This is a genomic window from Bradyrhizobium liaoningense (genome assembly GCF_018130825.1).
Lineage (GTDB): Bacteria > Pseudomonadota > Alphaproteobacteria > Rhizobiales > Xanthobacteraceae > Bradyrhizobium > Bradyrhizobium liaoningense_B.
The window spans coordinates 202,349-220,400 of sequence record NZ_JAFCJS010000001.1; the positions used below are offsets into that span (position 1 = coordinate 202,349).

Sequence of the window (18,052 nt, forward strand, 5' to 3'; positions counted from 1 at the left end):
CATGGGCGGGGCGGTCAAGCCCGCGCATGGCACGGTCATTCGAGTGAGGCTCTCCTGTATTTCGTTCTTTCCAAGACGCTCGGCACGGCGCTGCTGCCGATCAATCTCCTGGTCGAGCTCGGCATCCTGTCGCTGGTGCTGATGCTGACGCGCTTTGCCGCGCTCGGCCGCAAGCTTGCGGTGACCACGCTGATCCTGCTGGCGCTGGCTGCGTTCTCGCCGCTCGGCAATTTGCTGCTTTATCCGCTGGAGTCGCGCTTTCCGAAATGGGACCCGTCGCGGGGCGCGCCCGACGGCATCATCGTGCTCGGCGGCTCCGTCGACACCGATCTGTCGGCGGCGCATCGCACGCCGGTGGTCTCGGCCGCGGCCGATCGCATGCTGGCACCGGCCGAGCTCGCGCGCCGCTATCCGAATGCGCGCATCGTTTTCACCGGCGGCTCGGCGAACCTGGTCTCCACCGATGCCAGGGAAGCCGACTACTCCGCGCCGATCCTGGAAAACCTCGGCATCCCGAAGGAACGCCTGATCGTCGAACGGGACTCGCGCAACACCTGGGAGAATGCGGTCTTCACCCGGCAATTGGTGGCGCCGAAGCCGGGTGAGCGCTGGCTGCTGGTGACGTCGGCCTTCCACATGCCGCGCGCGATGGGGATCTTTCGCAAGGCCGGATTTGACGTCGAGGCCTATCCGGTCGACTGGCGCATGGGCGGGCGTGACGATCTCTTCGCGTTCACCCATCTCGGCAAGGAGGGTCTCGGCAGGACCGACGTCGCCATGCGCGAATGGATCGGTCTTTTGGCGTACCGCGTGATGGGCCGGACCGGCAAGTTGCTACCGGGGCCGGCCAAGGACTAGAACGGGGGTCGCAAAACAAGAACACAGCACCGGCGCGCGACCGCCGGTCGGGAGGACGCGATGCAGCAACAGAGTGCAGAGAGGATCGACCTTGCCGGCCTCGTCGCCGATCTCAACAGCCTGTTGCGGCTGAAGACGACGGTGATCGGCATGAAGCTGTTCGCGCACGCTGCTGAGATGGAAGCGATCCCGAAAATACGGCGGCCGAATGCGATCCACACCACCGACCAGATCGTCAGCATGGCGGCGCGTCTGGGCTGGACCGTCGGCATCACCGCCGACGATCTGGTAGGCAGCCAGTGCCGCGCGGTGATTGGGCTCAGCCCCCAGGACGACAAATGGCTCGCCGGCGAGAACTATGTCGGGGTCTGGCACGGCACCGCGGAGGACGCGCGCAAGCGTCAGGAGGCGCTGGACGTGGTTCCGTTCGGGCACTATCAGGCGCTCGCGGTCAGCCCGCTCGCCAGCGGCCGGCTCGATCCGCCCGACATCTGCCTCGTCTACGCGACGCCGGGGCAAATGATCATCCTGATCAACGGGCTGCAATATACCGGCTACAGGAAATTCGAATGGGGCGTGGTCGGCGAGACCGCTTGCGCGGATTCCTGGGGCCGGGCGCTCAAGACCGGGGAGCCCAGCCTGTCCTTGCCATGTTATGCCGAACGGCGCTATGGCGGCGTGCCGGACGAGGAGATGCTGATGGCCCTGAAACCTTCGCATCTCGCCAAGGCAATCGAGGGCATGAAGGCGCTGGCGAAGAACGGCCTGCGCTATCCGATCCCGCCCTATGGTATTCAAAGCGACGTCCGTGCCGGCATGGGCGTGAGCTACGCGAAGAAGTAAAGGCCAGTCATGAGCTCTGCGAAATTCGACATCGTCGTCTACGGCGCGACCGGTTTCACCGGCCAGCTCGTCGCCGAATATCTGGCGGCGCATTACAAGGACGACAAGGCGCTCAAATGGGCGATGGCGGGCCGCAGCCTCGACAAGCTGAAAGCGGTGCGTGATGCCATCGGCGCACCCGCCGATACGCCGCTGATCGTGGCGGACGCGTCGGACGCGGCCTCGCTGAAGGCGATGGTGGCGCAGACGAAGTCGGTGATCACGACGGTCGGCCCGTATCAATTCTATGGCGAGGACCTGTTAGCTGCCTGCGTCGCTGCGGGTGCGGATTATTTCGATCTCTGCGGCGAGCCGGTCTGGATGCGGCAGATGATCGACAAGTACGGTGCGGCGGCCAAGGCGAGCGGCGCGCGCATCGTGTTCTCCTGCGGCTACGATTCCGTGCCGTTCGAGCTCGGCACGTTCTTCGTGCAGGAAGAGGCGAAGCGTGTGTTCGGCGCGCCGGCGGCCCGCGTGAAGGGACGCGTGCGCGACATGCGCGGCACGCTGTCGGGCGGCACCGCAGCCAGTGCGAAAGCGACTTTCGACGCCGTCGCCAAGGACCTCAGCCTCGTCGCCATCCTCAACGATCACTTCGCGCTGACGCCCGGCTTCACCGGCCCGAAGCAGCCCAAGGGCAACAGAGCCGTTTACGAAGAGGACCTGCAGTCCTGGGCCGCACCGTTCATGATGGCGCTGATCAACACCCGCAACGTCCATCGTTCCAACATGCTGATGGGCTTTCCCTACGGCCAGGACTTCGTCTACGACGAGATGGTCCTGACCGGTCCCGGCGAGAAGGGCGAGGCCAACGCCAAGCGCGTGATGGCGGCCAATGCCGAGAAGACCGGCCCGAATGCACCGAAGCCGGGCGAGGGGCCGTCGAAGGAGGAGCGTGAGAACGGCCTCTTCAACCTGCTCTATGTCGCGATCGCGCCCGACGGCCGCATGGTCCGCGCCGGCGTCACCGGTGACCGCGATCCCGGCTACGGCTCGACCTCCAAGATGATCTCCGAATGCGCGATCTGCCTGCTGCGTGACGCGAGCGATGTTGCCGCCGGATTCTGGACGCCGGGCGCAGCGATGCAGCACAAGCTGATCAAGCGGCTGCAGGACAATGCGGGGCTGACGTTTGGGGTGGAGAGCTAGCTCGGTATCGTAGGGTGGGCAAAGGCGCAACGCGCCGTGCCCACGATCTCTCAGTGGTGGGCACGCTGCGCTTTGCCCACCCTACGGCAGTTGAGATTGCCGCTACGCCGCCCGCGCGTCGTACGCGTACATGAACTCCATGCTCTTCGAGCCCAGCGGCAATAGCCATTTCAGCATCTGATTGCGCATCCACGCGCCGGTAGCGCTGAACTCGCGCTTGCTGTTGCCGTTGCGGCGGGCCATCGCGACGATCTTCTCGGTGCGCGGACGCCGTTCGGCCTCGAAGGCCTGGAAGGTGGCGCCGAGCTCCTGTCCCTCCTGCATCAGGCGGGCGAGCCGCATCGCATCCTCCAACGCGAGCGAGGCGCCCTGACCGGCATGGGGGCTGGTGGCATGCGCGGCATCGCCGATCAGCAGCGAGCGCTTGCGCGACCAGGTCGGCAGCGTCGCGACGTCGAGCGTGTCGGTGACCACGATGTTCTCGGCCGCCGCGATGATATCAGGGATCGGATCGTGCCAGCCGCGGTGGAAGCCGCGCAGATGCTGCTTCAGCGTCGCGTGGTCGAGCGCGCGGAACATCGCCGCGTCCATGCCGTGCGCGGGCTGCGTGCTCCACCACATCACGCCGTCGTTCGGGTCCGGGCTGCAATGGCCGTAGCCGAAGAAGCCGCTCTGGCCGAAGGTGGTCTCGACATGCCGGCCGATCGGCCTGCCGTCGAGGACGGCGTGCGGCACGAAGCCGCCGAAGCCGATCAGGCCGGTGTCGAAGGGTTGCGGTCCGTCCGGCACGACCTGGCGACGCACCACCGAGTGCACGCCGTCGGCGCCGATCAGGAAGTCGCCTTCGGCGGTGGTGCCGTCAGAGAAATAGGCGATGATCGGCTGGTCGCCGCGATCCTCGATCTTGATCAGGCGCTTTTCGAAATAGAGCGAGACGCAGGCGCACCAGGCCTTGTCGATCAGGATCTCGTTCAGTGTCGCGCGGGAGATATTGACGGCCGGCTGGCCGAACCGCCGCGCCATGTCGCGGTTGATCGAGCCGAGCTTCTCGCCGCCCTGCGAATAGAAGTCGAAGGCCTCCGCGACCGAGCCGCGGCTGATCAGCTCGTTCGCAAGGCCGATCTCGTCCATCACATGCATGCCGTTCGGCGCGATCTGGAGGCCGCCGCCGATGCCCTTCGAATAGGGCCACGCCTCGTAGATCGCGGACTCGATCCCGGCGCGGCGCAGCAGGATCGCGGCGACGGGCCCGGCGATGCCGGCGCCGATGATGAGGGCCTTGCGGGGACGGCTGGACATGGCTTGCTCCCGACGTTTCCGTGGTGCTAGGAGAAATTACGGTCGCTAAATCTCTTAGTGGCTAAGATATATATCGAGTAAGATAAGAGGCCGACCTTGTCAAGGACGAAGGCGCGCGTTGCGCTGTTGCAGGAGCTCGAGGCGGCGATGCGCAGGTCGTCCGCGCAGGGCGTGCTCTATGGCCAGACCGTTGCGAATGTTGCCGGAATCGCCAATTCCGACCTCGAATGCATGGACATCCTCTATCTCGAGGGCCGCGTCACCGCCGGCCGGCTCGCCGAAGTCACCGGATTGACGACGGGCGCGATCACCGGCGTGATCGACCGGCTCGAGAAGGCCGGCCTCGTGCGCCGCGAGCGGGACGAGAAGGACCGCCGCAAGGTCTTCATTTCGGTCGTGCCGGAGACGGCCATGAAGATCGGCCAGCTCTACGTGCCGATGCAGCAGGCGATGGAGAAAGTGTTCGGCGCCTATTCCGACGAGGAGCTGCGCCTGCTGCTGCGTTTCGCCAATGAGGGCTACAAGGGCGTGCTCGCGGCAACCGAAGCGCTGAAAAGCCTTCTCGACACGCCGCCGGAGAAGCGTCCCGATCTCAAGCTGAAGAAGCTTCGTCGCTAACCTTATAGGCCTGCGCGGCGGCGATCATGCCCCACATCGCGCCCAGCATCATCCAGAAGTGGCGCCAGTGGTCGGTGTCGATCACGAAGCTTTCGCCGACGGTCCCGACGAAAGCGGAGAAGATCGCGAGATAAGCGCGCGGCCAGGGCACGCGGACGAAGATGTGCCTGAAACCCATGATGACGGTGGTGAAGACCAGCGCGGGATAGCACACGCCCGAGAGCCAGCCGCCCGACATGAAAGCGTTGAGGTAGGAGTTGTGGGTGTCCTCGGGGAAGTAGCGGTGGAATTGCAGCGGGCCAATGCCGAACGGCAGCTCGAGCGCCATCTCCGCACCCAGGATGTGCCGGCCGAAGCGTCCGAAGCGGCCTTCGTCATAGCTCTGGTCGAAGCTGGCGCGCTGCTTGAACATCTCGGCGGTGGCATCGAATGACAGCAGCACCGCGATCAGCGCAAGGCCCAGCACCGCGGCGACGATCGCCATGATGACGATGCGCGAGCGCTGCGCGTTGGTGCGGCTGGTCAGCACCATCAGCGCCAGCATGAAGGCGGAGGTCAGCACGAGGCCGCCCCAGGCGGCGCGCGAGAACGCGAGCAGGATCGCCAGCGACATGATGCCGAAGGCGATGACGTTGCGGATCGCCTTGCCGAGCTTGTCCGAGACCACGCTCTGGAGCGCGAACAGCGCCGGCAGGATCAGAAAGGCGCCGAGCACGTTCGGATCCTTGAACGTGCCGCGCGCACGGCCGTACAGCGTCAGCAGGTCGTTGCTGCCCGGCACCAGGTGGAAGTAGCCGGCGACCGCCAGGAGTGAGGCGACCATCGCACCGACCACGAGACCGCGGCGGAGCATGTCGAGCCGGGCCTCGGTGTCCTCGGAGATGACCATGGCGAAGAACACCACGGTCACAGCCATGTACCAGGAGGTCGCGATCCAGCTCACCACCTCGGACTGCTCGAACAGCGGGATCGCGCTGATGGTGTAGCCGACATTGAGCAGGACCAGCATCAGCACCAGCGGCATTAGCACGAGCCGCAGGCGCAGGCCGGTGGCGAAGAAGGTGACGGTCGCGAGCAGCGTCACGATCTCGTAGGGGCTCGGCTCGATGAAGACGATGGCGCCGGAGGCGCCGACCAGCCACACCAGCGCGCGCTGGAGCGCCAGCACGCCGGGCGCAGCCGGTGCGGCCAATTTCACTCCACCGGCTGTCGCCGCATACGCCATCACACGCTCATACGCTTACGCAACTCGCACGCCACAAACACAGCTGTCATCGCCCGGCTTGACCGGGCGATCCAGTACTCCGCGGCAGCGAGGTTCGGCCTCGGCGTCTCGGCGTACTGGATGCCCAGGTCGAGCCGGGGCATGACGGAAAACTCAATACGCGTTCTCGTTCTTGGTCAGCAGCGAGATCGGCGTTTTCAGGAGAATGACGAGGTCGAACAGCACCGACCAGTTCTCGATGTAATAGAGGTCGAACTCGACGCGCTTCTGGATCTTCTCTTCGTTGTCGATCTCGCCGCGCCAGCCGTTGATCTGGGCCCAGCCGCTGATGCCGGGCTTGACGCGATGGCGGGCGAAATAACCGTCGACGGCTTCGTCGAACAGCCGGCTCTGGAGCTTGCCCTGCACCGCATGCGGGCGCGGGCCGACCAAAGAGAGATTGCCGGAGAATACCACGTTGAAGAGCTGCGGCAGCTCGTCCAGGCTGGTCTTGCGGATGAAGCGGCCGACGCGGGTGACGCGCGGATCGTTCTTGGTCACCACTTTCGATGCCGTCGGGTCGGCCTGGTGGTGGTACATCGAGCGGAACTTGTAGACGTCGATGCGCTCGTTGTTGAAGCCGAAGCGCTTCTGGCGGAACAGCACCGGACCGGGGCTGTCGAGCTTTACGGCCAACGCCACCAGTCCCATGATCGGCAGCGCTGCGAGCAGCGCGAGGCCGCCGACGATGCGGTCGAACAGCCATTTCATCACCAGATCCCAGTCGGTGATCGGCGCCTCGAACACGTCGAGCGTCGGCACCTCGCCGAGATAGGAATAGGAGCGGGGACGGAAGCGCAGCTTGTTGGTGTGCGCGGAGAGACGGATGTCGACCGGCAGCACCCAGAGCTTCTTCAGCATCTCCAGGATGCGCGTCTCGGCGGAGATCGGCAGCGCGAACAGCACCAGGTCGACGCGGGTGCGGCGGGCAAACTCGACGATGTCGTCGACCTTGCCGAGCTTGCGCGCGCCGGCGCAGGTGTCGAGCGCGCGGCTGTCGTTGCGGTCGTCGAACACGCCGAGCACGTGGATGTCGGAATCCTCCTGCGCGTTCAGTGCCTCGACAAGCTCCTCGCCGTTGCGGTCGGCGCCGACGATGATGGTGCGGCGGTCGAGCCGGCCCTGCCGCGCCCAGGCGCGCACCAGCGAGCGCAGCACCAGGCGCTCCGCGATCAGTGCGGCGAGCCCGAGGAAGTAGAAGGCGGCGAGCCACAGCCGCGACATTTCGCTGCCGAACTTGGCAAAGAAGGAGACGCCGATGAACAGCAGGAAGACGAACGACCAGGACGAGATCATTCGCGTCATCTGCCGGAGCTGTCCGCGGAACAGCTGCACCTGGTAGATGTCGGCGGCCTGGAAGCAGACCACGGCGGCGATCGCGACGGCCACGATCTCCGCAGGATAGGTCCAGCTGAAGCCGCCGGCGAGCGGCATGACATAACCGATATAGACCCCGAGGCCGACGAGGCTCAGCAGCGCGAAGTCAATGAGGCGGACGAAGCCGGCGATCACGATCGGCGAATAGGCGCGGGCGACCTTCTGGTTGACGACCTCGAGCGCGGCGGGCGAGAGCCGGCGGCGGCGTTCCACAAAGGGCTGATCAGCGGGCCTCGCCGCAGCGCTGGCCGCGGCATCGAGCATCGAGCGTGCGTTGAGCGGTTCCACGGGCGTCCACGTCCATTCCAAGAACCCGTGGGTCGCGACTTTGCGGCCCCGGGCAAGCATCCCCTGGCACTCGATTACCGGACAAATCGGAAGATTTTCTAAAGCGGCCTTAAGGATGGTTAATGATTGGCAAATGCGTCGCGATAGCCCGCGAGCACGCCGTCGACCATGGCCTGCTGGGAGAAATGCGCGGAGATGCGCTCGCGCAAGGAGGTCGCGCGTTGCGCGGTCGCTTGCGGATCGTCCAGCGCCGCTGCGATCGCCTCGGCCATGGCCTCGGGGTTGCTCGGCGCGAACAAAGCGGGGCTGTTGGTGCCAAAGATTTCGGGGATGCCGCCGATCTTCGAGGCGATCATGGGAATGCCGGCGGCTCCCGCCTCGATCACGACATAGGGCATGGAATCGCCGCGCGAGGGAACGACCAGCAGTCGCCCCTTGGAGAAGCCGTAGCGCGCCTTGACGTGGCCGATGAAACGGATGGTGCTGGTGAGGCCGAGCTTCTCGACCTGCGCCTTCAGCGCCGCCGTCTCCTCACCGTCGCCGCCGAGGGTGAGCGTGACGTTCTTGCCGCCTTCGCGCAGGCGCGCCACGGCATCGACCAGCAGGTCTGCGCCCTTGATGTGCCTGAACTCGCCGACATAGCAGAGGTCGGTGGCATCCTCGGCGGTGATGACGGGTTCGAATTCCTCAGGCGTCACGCCATTGAAGACGCAATGCACCACGCCCTTGGGCGTGCCGACGATGCGCTGATAGGTGTCGCGGGCAAAGGCGCTCTCGAACAGGAACAGGTCGGTCGCGCCCATCAAGGAGCGTTCGAGCCGCGCGTAGAACTCGCCCTTCAAGGTGTTGAGCGGATAGTGCAGCGAGCCGCCATGCGGCGTGTAGATGCGGATGGTGTCGTCGGTGCGCCGTCGCATGCGGATGAAGGCGCCGGCCTTGGCGCCGTGGCCGTGCATGACGTGAGGCTTGAGCTTCGAGATCAGGCGCCGCATCCGCATCCACACCATGACATCGTCGGGCGACGGCTCGCGGCGAATCGCCATGCGGTACACGCCGAGCCTCAAGCGCGGCGCGAGCTCCGTCAGCGCCTTGTCGGCGCGTTCGCCGCCGGTGAGGCTGTCGGCAAGGATCCCGACGTGGTGGCCGCGGTCGACCTGGCCGTTGGCGACGTCGAGGATGTGGCGAAAGATGCCGCCGACCGGAGCGCGCACGGCGTGCAGGATTCGAAGCGGCTGGTCGGGTGAGGGGGGCATGATCAAAACCAGCGCTCGACGGCGAGTACCGAACAATTCCAGGAAATATCGAGAGGGATTAAGAGCCTTCGTGGTTAACAAACGGTGAGGAACGCGCGGGCGCGAGGCGCTGGATGGCACGATTAACCCAGCGGCAACCTTAATGGAGTGTAATCGCTGCGGTTGAGGTAGCTTGGTGGCGTTGCCCCTGCGGGAGTGTTCGATGCGTTTAGCGTTCTGGCGTGCCGGCAAGGACAAGGCGGTGATCGAGCGGGCTGTTTCGAAGTCCAAAGCCGAAGCCAAGGCGACCGAAGCCAGGATGGTCGAAGCCGCGCCCAAGGTCGAAGCCGCCAAGGTTGAAGCAAAGCCTGCGCCGGTCATCGCGAAGCAGGCCGCGGTCGAATCCGGTGACATCGATCTGCACGCGCTCGGCGCAGCACTGGCCCGCAAGCGCAGCTGGATCGTCGTGCCTACGGTGCTGGCGCTCGTCGCGTCGATTGCCGCCGTCAACCTGGTCACGCCGCGCTACAAGTCGGAAACCCGCATCCTGATCGACGGCCGCGAGAACGTGTTCCTGCGCCCGAACAGCGACCGCACCGAGGAGCGGCAGGCGCTCGACGCCGAGGCCGTCACCAGCCAGGTGCAGCTCGTGCTGTCGCGCGATCTCGCGCGCGAGATCATCAAGAAGAACAAGCTTGCCGAGCGGCCCGAATTCGATCCGGTGCTGCAAGGCATCTCGCCGCTGAAGTCGCTGGCGGCCCTCGTCGGCATCGGCCGCGATCCGTTCTCGATGACGCCGGAAGAGCGCGTGCTGGATGCCTATTACGAGCGCTTGCAGGCCTACGCCGTCGACAAGTCGCGCGTCATCGTGGTCGAATTCCAGTCCGCCGATCCGGACCTTGCCGCACGCGTCGCCAACTCGATCGCCGACGGCTACCTCGTGCTGCAGCAGAATGCCCGCCAGGACCAGGCCAAGAACGCGAGCCAGTGGCTCGCGGGCGAGATCGAGAATCTGCGCAAGAAGGTGTCCGACGCCGAGGCCAGGGTCGAGGATTTCCGCTCGAAGTCGAGCCTGTTCGTCGGCACCAACAACACCACGCTGTCGAACCAGCAGATGGGCGAGGTCAACACCCAGCTCAACAATGCGCGCTCGATGAAGGCGGATGCGGAATCCAAGGCGCGGCTGATCAAGGAGATGCTCCAGAGCGGCAAGCCGATCGAGGCATCCGAAGTGGTGAACTCCGAGCTGATGCGTCGATTGTCGGAGCAGCGGGTGACATTGCGGGCGCAGCTCGCCGAACAATCGTCCACGCTGCTCGGCAACCACCCGCGCATCAAGGAGCTGAAGGCCCAGCTCGGCGACCTCGACAACCAGATCCGGGACGAGGCGGCCAAGATCTCCCGCTCGCTCGAAAACGACGCCCGCATCGCCAGTGGCCGGGTCGACGGCCTGACGGCGAGCCTCGAGCAGCTCAAGAAGCAGGCGACCTCGACCAACGGGCAGGACGTGCAACTGCGCGCGCTCGAGCGCGAGGCCAAGGCGCAGCGCGACCTGCTCGAGACCTATCTCGCGAAGTATCGCGAGGCCAATACCCGCGAGACCATCGACACCGCGCCGACCGATGGCCGCATCATCTCGCGCGCCATCGTCTCCAATACGCCGGCCTATCCGAAGAAGCTGCCGATCGTGCTGATCGCGACGATCGCGACGCTGCTGCTCTCGTCAGGCGTCGTCGTCACCAGCGAGCTGCTCCGCCAGACCGCGCCGCGCGCGGTGGCCGCCTTCACGCCGGCGCCGGCGCAACCGCAGGCGGCGGTCCGCCAGGAACCAGTCGTCCAGCCGCCCGTCCAGCCGCCCGTCCAGCCGCCCGTCCAGCCGCCCGTCGAGCCGTTCGTCGAGCCGGTCATCGAAGAGCCGGCGCCGCTTCAGCCGGAGATGACGGCCGGTGCCGGTGTCGCCGAATTCGCCGAGATCGAGCATCTGGCGGGCAGCCTGCGCGCTGCAGGCGCCGCGGCGAAGAAGGTCACGGTGCTCGGCACCGCGTCCGGCGAAGCCGTGACGCTATCGGCCTTGACGCTGGCCCGGCATCTGGCGCGCGACGCGCGTGTCGTCGTGGTCGATCTCGCCGCGTCCTCGCCGACCATCGCCGCCGTGTCGGTCGACGCCTCCGCGCCCGGCCTTGCCGAGCTGATGCAGGGCGAAGCCTCGTTCGCCCAGGTCATCACCCGCGACAAGCTCTCGCGGCTGCATCTGGTCATGGCCGGCCGTCCCGGCTTCGACCGCAGCCTGCTGCAATCGCCGCGCGTGGGCCTCGCGATCGACGCGTTGCTGCGCGCCTATGACCATGTGCTGCTCGATGCCGGCGGTGCTTCCGACCTTCCGGCCGAGCTGCTGACGACCAGCGCCCGCGCCGTCGTGGTGCCCGATGCCTCGATGGCACAGGACGCGCGCACGCTGATGTGCGAGCAGCTGAAGGCCGTCGGCTTCAGCGAGGTGACGATGCTGAGCAAGCCCGTGCAGCCGTCGGATGCCGTGGAGACGCCGCGCGTGGTCGCGGCGTAGTAGATATTACCCTCTCCCATTGTGGAAGAGGGTGGCCTCGCGAAAGCGAAGCCGGGTGAGGGGTCTCTCTCCGCGAGTCCGGAATCGTAGGGTGGGCAAAGGCGCACTTGCGCCGTGCCCACCACCTTTCAACGATTGCGGCAGACGTGGGCACGCTTCGCTTTGCCCACCCTACGACACTGCGAAGTTTACCCGAACGCCTGGCGCAGTCGTCGGGCCAGGTCGAACAGCACCTGGTTCTGCTTCACAAGCCGCTTGCCGTGGCTGAGCGATGACATCGCCATCGCCGCGAGCTTGCCGCGCGAAGTCAGCGGAACAAAACTGTCGAAGATGTCCTCGTCGTCCTTGCAGAACATCCGCTTGTACTCGTCCGAGCCGATGCCGAGGTCGAGCGAGCGGTAGCCGCGCTCGCCGTAGCGGTCGATGATGTAGCGCATCAGGATCAGGCCCGGGCTGTAGCGGGCGTGCTCCGACATCGTGTAGGTGTTGAACATCATCGAGAAGCGCTGGCCGTCGGCGACGCCGGCGAAGATCGCGATCACCTCGTCGTCGCATTCGAGCGCGTGGATGTCGATGACGCGTCCTTCGCCACGCGGCGACAGGCAGGCGCTGCGGACGAACTGCTCGACACCGGGCTCGGCGAAAACGTTCGGCAGTTTCTGTTCGGCCATCCGCGCCGGCTTGACGCGGAAGAACCAGTCGAGCAGGCGGGTGACGTCCGCGTCCGTCGTGGCGAGGTGATAGCGGTAGCCGGCGAGCGACTGGAGCTTCTTCTCCTTGCTCTTGAGGCGGCGGCGGAAGGAGTTGCTGATCCGCGATGTGGGCGGGCCGCCCGGCTCCATCGTCAGCAGCGGACAGCCGTTGATCGCGCTCTGTCGCGGCAAGGCCGCGAACGGGTTGTGCTGGTCGCACCAGCGCAGCGGCTGCTGCGTCAGCGCGAGCACGTCGATATGCGCGCGCAGCGGTGCAAGCAGCGCGTCGAGATCGGCGGTGCCGGCTTCGCCTGCGAACTCGGCGTTCCACAATCCCATGTTGAAGGTCGTGTGCTTGCCGCCCATGAAGCAGGCCGTGCGCACGCCGTGGTTCTGGCGCAGCGCGAGCGGCAGCAGCAGCAGCGGCTGGCGGTCGGCGTCGCGGGCGATGACGATGAAGGGACCGGCGCCTTCGTGAGCGCCGACCTGCCGCTGCCAGGGGCCGAGCAGGTCAAAGCGCTGATAGGGCGTGAAGAGATGGCCGGGCTCCTCGAAGGCGCGCCAGATCGCTTCGGCCTCGCCGAGGTCGCCGAGGATATCGACATGCGCGATACGGCTCGCTTTCGACCGCGCTGGCGCTTCTGCCGTCCGGCTTTGCATCGCCGCAGCCATGGTCATTCGCGAAACCTGTCGAGAAAACGAAAAATGCGTAATTCGGCCTGTGGCCGACCTTTGCAAACAAATGTCAACAAAGGGTAATGAGGAGGGGCCAGGACCTGAGCAAGCGAACGGGCCGCCGGCGAGCGCGAAGGTGGGATATTGGCATCCGACGACAGATGGCTGCAACGGCTGCGCCTCGAGCTGACCTGGTTCACCGGTCAGGCTGCGCTGCGCAGCCGTGGTGCCGGCGCCATCCTGCGCTTTGCGCATGTGCGGCCGCGGCGGCGCGGTGGGTTTCAGCCGCTGCGCCAGCACGAGATCACTCCGCAATTCCTCGACCGCGCCATTCGCGCGCTGAAGCGGTGGAAGTACGATTTCCTCGGCATGGACGAGGTCTGCCGGCGTGCGGTGACGCTGCCGGAGAAGCGGCGCTTCGTGGCGCTCACCTTCGACGGCGCGCCGAAGGATCTCATCAAGTTTGCCTATCCGGTGCTGGCACGCCACGGCGTGCCTTTCACGATCTATGTGCCCACCGCGTTTCCCGATGGCGTCGGTGAAGCCTGGTGGCTCGGGCTGGAGCAGGTGATCGCGCGCGAGAGCCGCATCAGCCTGATGATGGGCGACAGGGAGCAGCGCTTCACGGTCACAGGCAATGCCGAGAAGCAGGCGTTGTTCGCTTATCTCGAAGGCTGGCTGCGCTCGCTGCCGCCGGTGGAGCTGTCGGCTGCAATCGCCGATCTCTGCACGCGCTACCGGGTCGACCTCGCCGCGCTATCGCGCGAAGCGTCGATGGATTGGGAGGACCTCGCGAAGCTCGCTGCCGACCCACTGGTCACGATCGGCAACGCGACCGTGAACTATCCCGTTCTCGCCAACATGAAGGACGCAGGCGCGCTGCGCGAGATGACGATGGGCAAGGCGGTCGCGGAATCCGCGTTCGATCGCGAGATCAGGCATCTGGCGTTTCCGTTCGGCGACCGCGCCGCGTTCCGGCGCAGCCACGTCGTGATGGCGGAGGAGGCCGGGTTTGCCAGCGCGGTCTCGACGATCCCGGGCATCGTGGAGGCGGAGGGGCGCACCAATCTGCGCGCGCTGCCGCGGATTTCCTGGGACGGGCGCGTGCGCTCGCTGCGGATGCTGCGCGTGCTGGTATCAGGCGTGGCCTTTGCGCCGGTGAGGCCGACCGGCAGCGCTACGGGCCAGACTTGACGCGATCGGGCCGCTGCATCCAGCTCACGATCGGCATCGCCGGCAGCACCCAGCCCATGCCGACCACGACGTAATAGATCGCCTGCCGCCAGCCGGATTCGGCGATCCACGGCATCTGCGCCGCCGCCATGCCGAGCAGGGCCCAGACGGTGGCCAGCACCAGCAGCAGGATGGCGCCGAGGAACTTGCGGGTGCGGATCGTCATGGCGGACTGTTGCGGCTTTCGCGTAACTTGCGCTGCGGGAGCGGGGGACTATAAGGGGCACGCAGTCCGGTTCAAGTCTCTTAGGCACAGGCTTGGTTTTGTCCTTGAAATGACGATGATTTCCACCCCGTCCGAGCCGCACCGCGCCGTGCGCTGGTGGCTGATCTCCGTGGCCGCTCTGATCGCGCTGATGGTGCTGGTCGGCGGGGCGACGCGGCTGACGGAATCCGGCCTGTCGATCGTCGAATGGAAGCCGGTCACGGGCAGCGTTCCGCCGCTTTCGGAGACGCAGTGGACCGAGGCGTTCGAGGCCTACAAGAAGATCCCGCAATATCGTGAGCTCAACGCGGGCATGAGCCTGTCCGAGTTCAAGGAGATCTTCTGGTGGGAATGGAGCCACCGGCTGCTCGGCCGCTTCATCGGCGTCGCCTATCTGCTGCCGTTCCTGTTCTTCCTCTGGCGCGGCGGCCTGTCGGGTGAGCTGAAGCGGCGCCTGTGGCTGCTGTTCGCGCTCGGCGGGCTGCAGGGTGCGGTCGGCTGGTGGATGGTGGCCTCGGGCCTGACGGAGCGGGTCGAGGTCTCGCAATACCGGCTGGCGACGCATCTGGTGCTGGCGCTGCTGATCTTCGCCGGCATCGTCTGGACGGTGCGGCGGCTCAAGGAGCGGCGGCAGATCGCCGCGCCCGCGCGGCTGCGGTTCACCAGCGCGCTGCTCCTCGTCGTGACCTTCGTGCAGATCTATTTCGGTGCGCTGGTCGCGGGCCTGCGCGCCGGGCGCGCCTACAATACCTGGCCGCAGATCGACGGTGCGTTCATTCCCTCGGCCGAGCGGCTGTGGTTCGAGACGCCGTGGTGGCGCAACATGTTCGACAACGTGCTGACCGTGCAGTTCGAGCATCGCATGACGGCCTATTTGCTGTTCGTGCTGGCGGCGTTGCATGCGTTCGATGCGGTGCGTTCGCGCGCGGGTGCCGCGGCTGGCGGCGCGCTCTGGCTGTTCGCGGCGGTCAGCGTGCAGGCCGTGCTCGGCATCCTCACGCTGCTCAACCAGGTGCCGATCGACCTTGCGCTTTCGCACCAGGCGATGGCGATCGTGGTGCTCACGCTCGCGGTGATGCAGGTCGAGCGGCTGGCCTCGCGACAGTCTGCGCAAGCGCAGCCGCGCGCGGTTCCTGTCAGCCAGCCCGGCTGATCAGCAATAACCGTAGACGCCGCACGCGTAGGGCAGGCGCCAGAAATAATCGACCTGCTTCCCCCCGTAATACGGGCCCTGATAATCGTAGCTCCAGGGCCGGCCGTAATAGCCCGGCAAGGTGCTGGAGCCGGGCAGGAGCGGCGTGCCCGGCAGGTTGCGGATGTAGCTGCCGATGCCATAGGCCGGCGAGATCAGCGCATCCGGATCGGTCTCGACATAGACCTGTGGCGGGTCCTGCGGCGGCACGGCAGCGCGCCGCATTGCCGTCGCCGGCAGATCGGCGGCGAGCGCGCCTGAAACCGTCAGCATCGCCGCAAGGGCAGGTACCATCCAGCGCAGCATCGTCGGCTCCGAATCAAAGGGGCGATCCAAGGACGATGTATGCGGCAGATATGGTTAATGACTGTTAACTGACGGCGGCCGAAACGGCCGCCGTCATTCCGGGGCGGTGCGCAGCACCGAACCCGGATCTAGAGATGACCAGACAATCTTGAGGTTCCGGATTCGCGCTTTGCGCGCCCCGGAACGACCGGAAGCTAAGCCCCCAGCGCCTGCTCCAGGTCGGCGATCAGATCTTCCTTGTCCTCGATGCCGATCGAAAGCCGCACCACGTCGGGGCCCGCGCCGGACTTCACCTTCGCGGCGTCGTCGAGCTGGCTGTGGGTGGTCGAGGCCGGATGGATCACCAGCGAGCGGGTGTCGCCGACATTGGCGAGGTGCGAGAACAGCTGCAACTTCGACACCAGGCTGACGCCGGCGTCATAGCCGCCCTTCAGGCTGAAGGTGAACACCGCGCCCGCGCCCTTTGGCGCATATTTGCGCGCGAGCTGGTTGTACTTGTCGCTCGGCAGGCCCGCATAGCTCACCGAGGCCACCGCCGGATGGCCGGCGAGGAATTCGGCGACCGCCTTGGCGTTGTCGCAGTGCTTCTGCATGCGCAGCGGCAACGTCTCGATGCCGGTCAGGATCATGAAGGCGTTGAACGGCGAGAGCGCCGGTCCAAGGTCGCGCAGGCCGAGCACGCGGCAGGCGATCGCGAAGGCGAAATTGCCAAAGGTCTCCTGCAGGCGGATGCCGTGATATTCCGGCCGCGGCTCCGACAGCATCGGGTATTTGCCCCCCGTCGACCAGTCGAAGGTGCCGGCATCGACGATGATGCCGCCGAGCGAATTGCCGTGGCCGCCCAAAAATTTCGTCAGCGAGTGCACGACGATGTCGGCGCCGTGGTCGATCGGGCGAATGAGGTAGGGCGAAGCGAGCGTGTTGTCGACGATCAGCGGCACGCCCGCCTTGCGCGCGACCGTCGAGATCGCCTCGATGTCGGTGATGCTGCCGGCGGGGTTGGCGATGGACTCGATGAAGATCGCCTTGGTGCGCGGCGTCACCGCGCGCTCGAAGCTTGCGATGTCATCAGGGTCGGCCCACACCACGTTCCAGCCAAAGCTCTTGAACGCGTGCGTGAACTGGTTGATCGAGCCGCCATAGAGCTTTCGCGCGGCGATGAACTCGTCGCCGGGCTGCAGCAATTGCTGCAACACCACGACCTGCGCGGCATGGCCCGAGGCCACCGCCAGCGCAGCCGTGCCGCCTTCGAGCGCGGCGACGCGCTCTTCCAGCACGGCGTTGGTCGGGTTGCCGATGCGGGTGTAGATGTTGCCGAACGCCTGCAGGCCGAACAGCGAGGCGGCGTGATCGGCGTCGTTGAAGACAAATGATGTCGTTTGATAAATCGGAGTCGCGCGCGCGCCGGTGGTCGGATCGGGCTGTGCACCGGCATGCACGGCGAGGGTTGAAAATCCCGGAAGGCGATCGCTCATTGAGGGCGTCCTGTTCTTGTGGTCTGAAATCGCGCGGCATGCTGATCGGCGCCGCGGCTGTCGTCAAGCCGCCGCTTCACAGCTCGACGCTACGCATTGTCACGTTCGCAGAGGCGGAAATTTATTGCGTCAGCTTTGCTCGGTCTTGTTTTTCGCCGCGCGATCCGATGCTGCGGTATCGCCGCCGCCGACGCTCATCCGATTGAGGGATAGCCGCATGCCCTGTGTCGGTGCCGGCGCACGCTTGGAGCTGAGCGTGCGCGAATTCACGCCCATCCAGGAGATTTCAGAGGACAGGCGGCCATATTCGATCTTGGGGCAGCGGTTCATGACCACCTTGATACCAACCGATTCCGCTTTCGCCGCCGCAGCATCGTCGCGTGCGCCGAGCTGCATCCAGATCACCTTCGGCAGCGGATCGAGCGTGAGGGCTTCCTCTACGACAGGCATGATGTGGCTGGAGTTGCGAAAAATGTCGATCATGTCGACGGGACGGCCGATGTCCGACAGCGAGGCGACGAACGGCTTGCCGAGCAGATCCTTGCCGACATGGCCCGGATTGATCGGGATCATGTCGTAGCCGCGCTGTGCCAGATATTTGAACGCGAAATAGCTCGGCCGCACGTTGACCGGCGAGGCGCCGACCATCGCGATCGACTTCACGCTGTTGAGGATGCCGCGGATGTAATTGTCGGGATAGGCGTCGTGGTTCATCTTTTTCTTTCTCTGACCCTCATGGTGAGG

At 65.8% G+C, this 18,052-nt stretch carries 16 protein-coding genes; 7 read left to right on the top strand and 9 right to left on the bottom strand.

Features of this window, described 5'->3' with window-relative positions:
• The first annotated feature begins 54 nt into the window (after positions 1–54).
• The 3 genes from JQ603_RS01035 to JQ603_RS01045 are packed head-to-tail and all read left to right on the top strand — an operon-like array spanning position 55 to position 2,889.
• Entirely contained in the window at positions 55–858 is an 804-nt protein-coding gene (locus tag JQ603_RS01035) for a YdcF family protein (RefSeq protein ID WP_245003432.1), read from the top strand.
• A gap of 60 nt (positions 859–918) precedes the next feature.
• Positions 919–1,701: a DUF169 domain-containing protein gene (locus tag JQ603_RS01040; RefSeq protein WP_212335933.1), complete on the top strand. Its 783-nt coding sequence runs from the start codon at positions 919–921 to the stop codon at positions 1,699–1,701.
• Between the two features lie 9 nt (positions 1,702–1,710).
• Positions 1,711–2,889, top strand: a complete 1,179-nt coding sequence (locus tag JQ603_RS01045; protein WP_212335934.1) for a saccharopine dehydrogenase family protein — start codon at positions 1,711–1,713, stop codon at positions 2,887–2,889.
• 102 nt (positions 2,890–2,991) lie between these two features.
• On the opposite strand, the gene JQ603_RS01050 is transcribed toward JQ603_RS01045, so the two are convergent.
• Positions 2,992–4,188 (bottom strand): FAD-dependent monooxygenase, encoded by a 1,197-nt coding sequence (locus tag JQ603_RS01050; RefSeq protein WP_212335935.1) that lies wholly within the window; start codon positions 4,186–4,188, stop codon positions 2,992–2,994.
• A 147-nt stretch (positions 4,189–4,335) separates the two neighbouring features.
• Between JQ603_RS01050 and JQ603_RS01055 the strand changes: the two genes are divergently transcribed.
• Positions 4,336–4,806: a MarR family transcriptional regulator gene (locus JQ603_RS01055; protein WP_212338107.1), complete on the top strand. Its 471-nt coding sequence runs from the start codon at positions 4,336–4,338 to the stop codon at positions 4,804–4,806.
• Here the strand turns inward: JQ603_RS01055 and JQ603_RS01060 are convergent.
• The 3 genes from JQ603_RS01060 to JQ603_RS01070 form a co-directional block, all read right to left on the bottom strand.
• Positions 4,781–6,031, bottom strand: coding sequence for an O-antigen ligase family protein (locus JQ603_RS01060; protein ID WP_212335936.1), 1,251 nt, complete (start codon positions 6,029–6,031; stop codon positions 4,781–4,783). The genes JQ603_RS01055 and JQ603_RS01060 overlap by 26 nt on opposite strands.
• A 153-nt stretch (positions 6,032–6,184) precedes the next feature.
• On the bottom strand, positions 6,185–7,735 hold the full coding sequence (locus tag JQ603_RS01065; protein ID WP_212335937.1) for an undecaprenyl-phosphate glucose phosphotransferase: 1,551 nt from the start codon (positions 7,733–7,735) through the stop codon (positions 6,185–6,187).
• A 119-nt stretch (positions 7,736–7,854) separates the two neighbouring features.
• Positions 7,855–8,988 (bottom strand): glycosyltransferase family 4 protein, encoded by a 1,134-nt coding sequence (locus JQ603_RS01070; protein ID WP_212335938.1) that lies wholly within the window; start codon positions 8,986–8,988, stop codon positions 7,855–7,857.
• A 202-nt stretch (positions 8,989–9,190) separates the two neighbouring features.
• Between JQ603_RS01070 and JQ603_RS01075 the strand changes: the two genes are divergently transcribed.
• A complete protein-coding gene (locus JQ603_RS01075; RefSeq protein WP_212335939.1) occupies positions 9,191–11,530 on the top strand; it encodes a GumC family protein in 2,340 nt (779 codons plus the stop codon).
• Positions 11,531–11,718: 188 nt separating this feature from the next.
• On the opposite strand, the gene JQ603_RS01080 is transcribed toward JQ603_RS01075, so the two are convergent.
• The gene (locus tag JQ603_RS01080) at positions 11,719–12,900 is read right to left on the bottom strand and encodes a GNAT family N-acetyltransferase (protein ID WP_212335940.1); all 1,182 of its coding nucleotides are present in this window, start codon (positions 12,898–12,900) and stop codon (positions 11,719–11,721) included.
• Positions 12,901–13,041: 141 nt separating this feature from the next.
• Between JQ603_RS01080 and JQ603_RS01085 the strand changes: the two genes are divergently transcribed.
• Entirely contained in the window at positions 13,042–14,091 is a 1,050-nt protein-coding gene (locus tag JQ603_RS01085) for a polysaccharide deacetylase family protein (protein WP_212335941.1), read from the top strand.
• Here the strand turns inward: JQ603_RS01085 and JQ603_RS01090 are convergent.
• Positions 14,075–14,296, bottom strand: a complete 222-nt coding sequence (locus tag JQ603_RS01090) for a DUF2842 domain-containing protein (protein WP_018642447.1) — start codon at positions 14,294–14,296, stop codon at positions 14,075–14,077. The genes JQ603_RS01085 and JQ603_RS01090 overlap by 17 nt on opposite strands.
• A 109-nt stretch (positions 14,297–14,405) precedes the next feature.
• Between JQ603_RS01090 and JQ603_RS01095 the strand changes: the two genes are divergently transcribed.
• Entirely contained in the window at positions 14,406–15,488 is a 1,083-nt protein-coding gene (locus JQ603_RS01095; RefSeq protein ID WP_212335942.1) for a COX15/CtaA family protein, read from the top strand.
• On the opposite strand, the gene JQ603_RS01100 is transcribed toward JQ603_RS01095, so the two are convergent.
• The 3 genes from JQ603_RS01100 to JQ603_RS01110 all read right to left on the bottom strand — a co-directional run bounded on the left by JQ603_RS01100 (position 15,489) and on the right by JQ603_RS01110 (position 18,022).
• Positions 15,489–15,833, bottom strand: a complete 345-nt coding sequence (locus tag JQ603_RS01100; RefSeq protein WP_212335943.1) for a hypothetical protein — start codon at positions 15,831–15,833, stop codon at positions 15,489–15,491.
• A gap of 194 nt (positions 15,834–16,027) precedes the next feature.
• Entirely contained in the window at positions 16,028–17,308 is a 1,281-nt protein-coding gene (locus JQ603_RS01105; RefSeq protein WP_212335944.1) for an O-acetylhomoserine aminocarboxypropyltransferase, read from the bottom strand.
• A gap of 129 nt (positions 17,309–17,437) precedes the next feature.
• Complete coding sequence (locus tag JQ603_RS01110) at positions 17,438–18,022, bottom strand: CoA-binding protein (RefSeq protein ID WP_018642443.1); 585 nt, start codon at positions 18,020–18,022, stop codon at positions 17,438–17,440.
• Positions 18,023–18,052: the final 30 nt, after the last annotated feature.

Bases quoted from the DNA above. Each gene is read 5' to 3' on its own strand.
- JQ603_RS01040 (WP_212335933.1), top strand. From the start codon at position 919: ATGCAGCAACAGAGTGCAGAGAGGATCGACCTTGCCGGCCTCGTCGCC.
- JQ603_RS01045 (WP_212335934.1), top strand. From the start codon at position 1,711: ATGAGCTCTGCGAAATTCGACATCGTCGTCTACGGCGCGACCGGTTTC.
- JQ603_RS01050 (WP_212335935.1), bottom strand. From the start codon at position 4,188: ATGTCCAGCCGTCCCCGCAAGGCCCTCATCATCGGCGCCGGCATCGCC.
- JQ603_RS01055 (WP_212338107.1), top strand. From the start codon at position 4,336: ATGCGCAGGTCGTCCGCGCAGGGCGTGCTCTATGGCCAGACCGTTGCG.
- JQ603_RS01060 (WP_212335936.1), bottom strand. From the start codon at position 6,031: ATGGCGTATGCGGCGACAGCCGGTGGAGTGAAATTGGCCGCACCGGCT.
- JQ603_RS01070 (WP_212335938.1), bottom strand. From the start codon at position 8,988: ATGCCCCCCTCACCCGACCAGCCGCTTCGAATCCTGCACGCCGTGCGC.
- JQ603_RS01075 (WP_212335939.1), top strand. From the start codon at position 9,191: ATGCGTTTAGCGTTCTGGCGTGCCGGCAAGGACAAGGCGGTGATCGAG.
- JQ603_RS01080 (WP_212335940.1), bottom strand. From the start codon at position 12,900: ATGACCATGGCTGCGGCGATGCAAAGCCGGACGGCAGAAGCGCCAGCG.
- JQ603_RS01090 (WP_018642447.1), bottom strand. From the start codon at position 14,296: ATGACGATCCGCACCCGCAAGTTCCTCGGCGCCATCCTGCTGCTGGTG.
- JQ603_RS01095 (WP_212335942.1), top strand. From the start codon at position 14,406: ATGACGATGATTTCCACCCCGTCCGAGCCGCACCGCGCCGTGCGCTGG.
- JQ603_RS01100 (WP_212335943.1), bottom strand. From the start codon at position 15,833: ATGCTGCGCTGGATGGTACCTGCCCTTGCGGCGATGCTGACGGTTTCA.
- JQ603_RS01105 (WP_212335944.1), bottom strand. From the start codon at position 17,308: ATGAGCGATCGCCTTCCGGGATTTTCAACCCTCGCCGTGCATGCCGGT.
- JQ603_RS01110 (WP_018642443.1), bottom strand. From the start codon at position 18,022: ATGAACCACGACGCCTATCCCGACAATTACATCCGCGGCATCCTCAAC.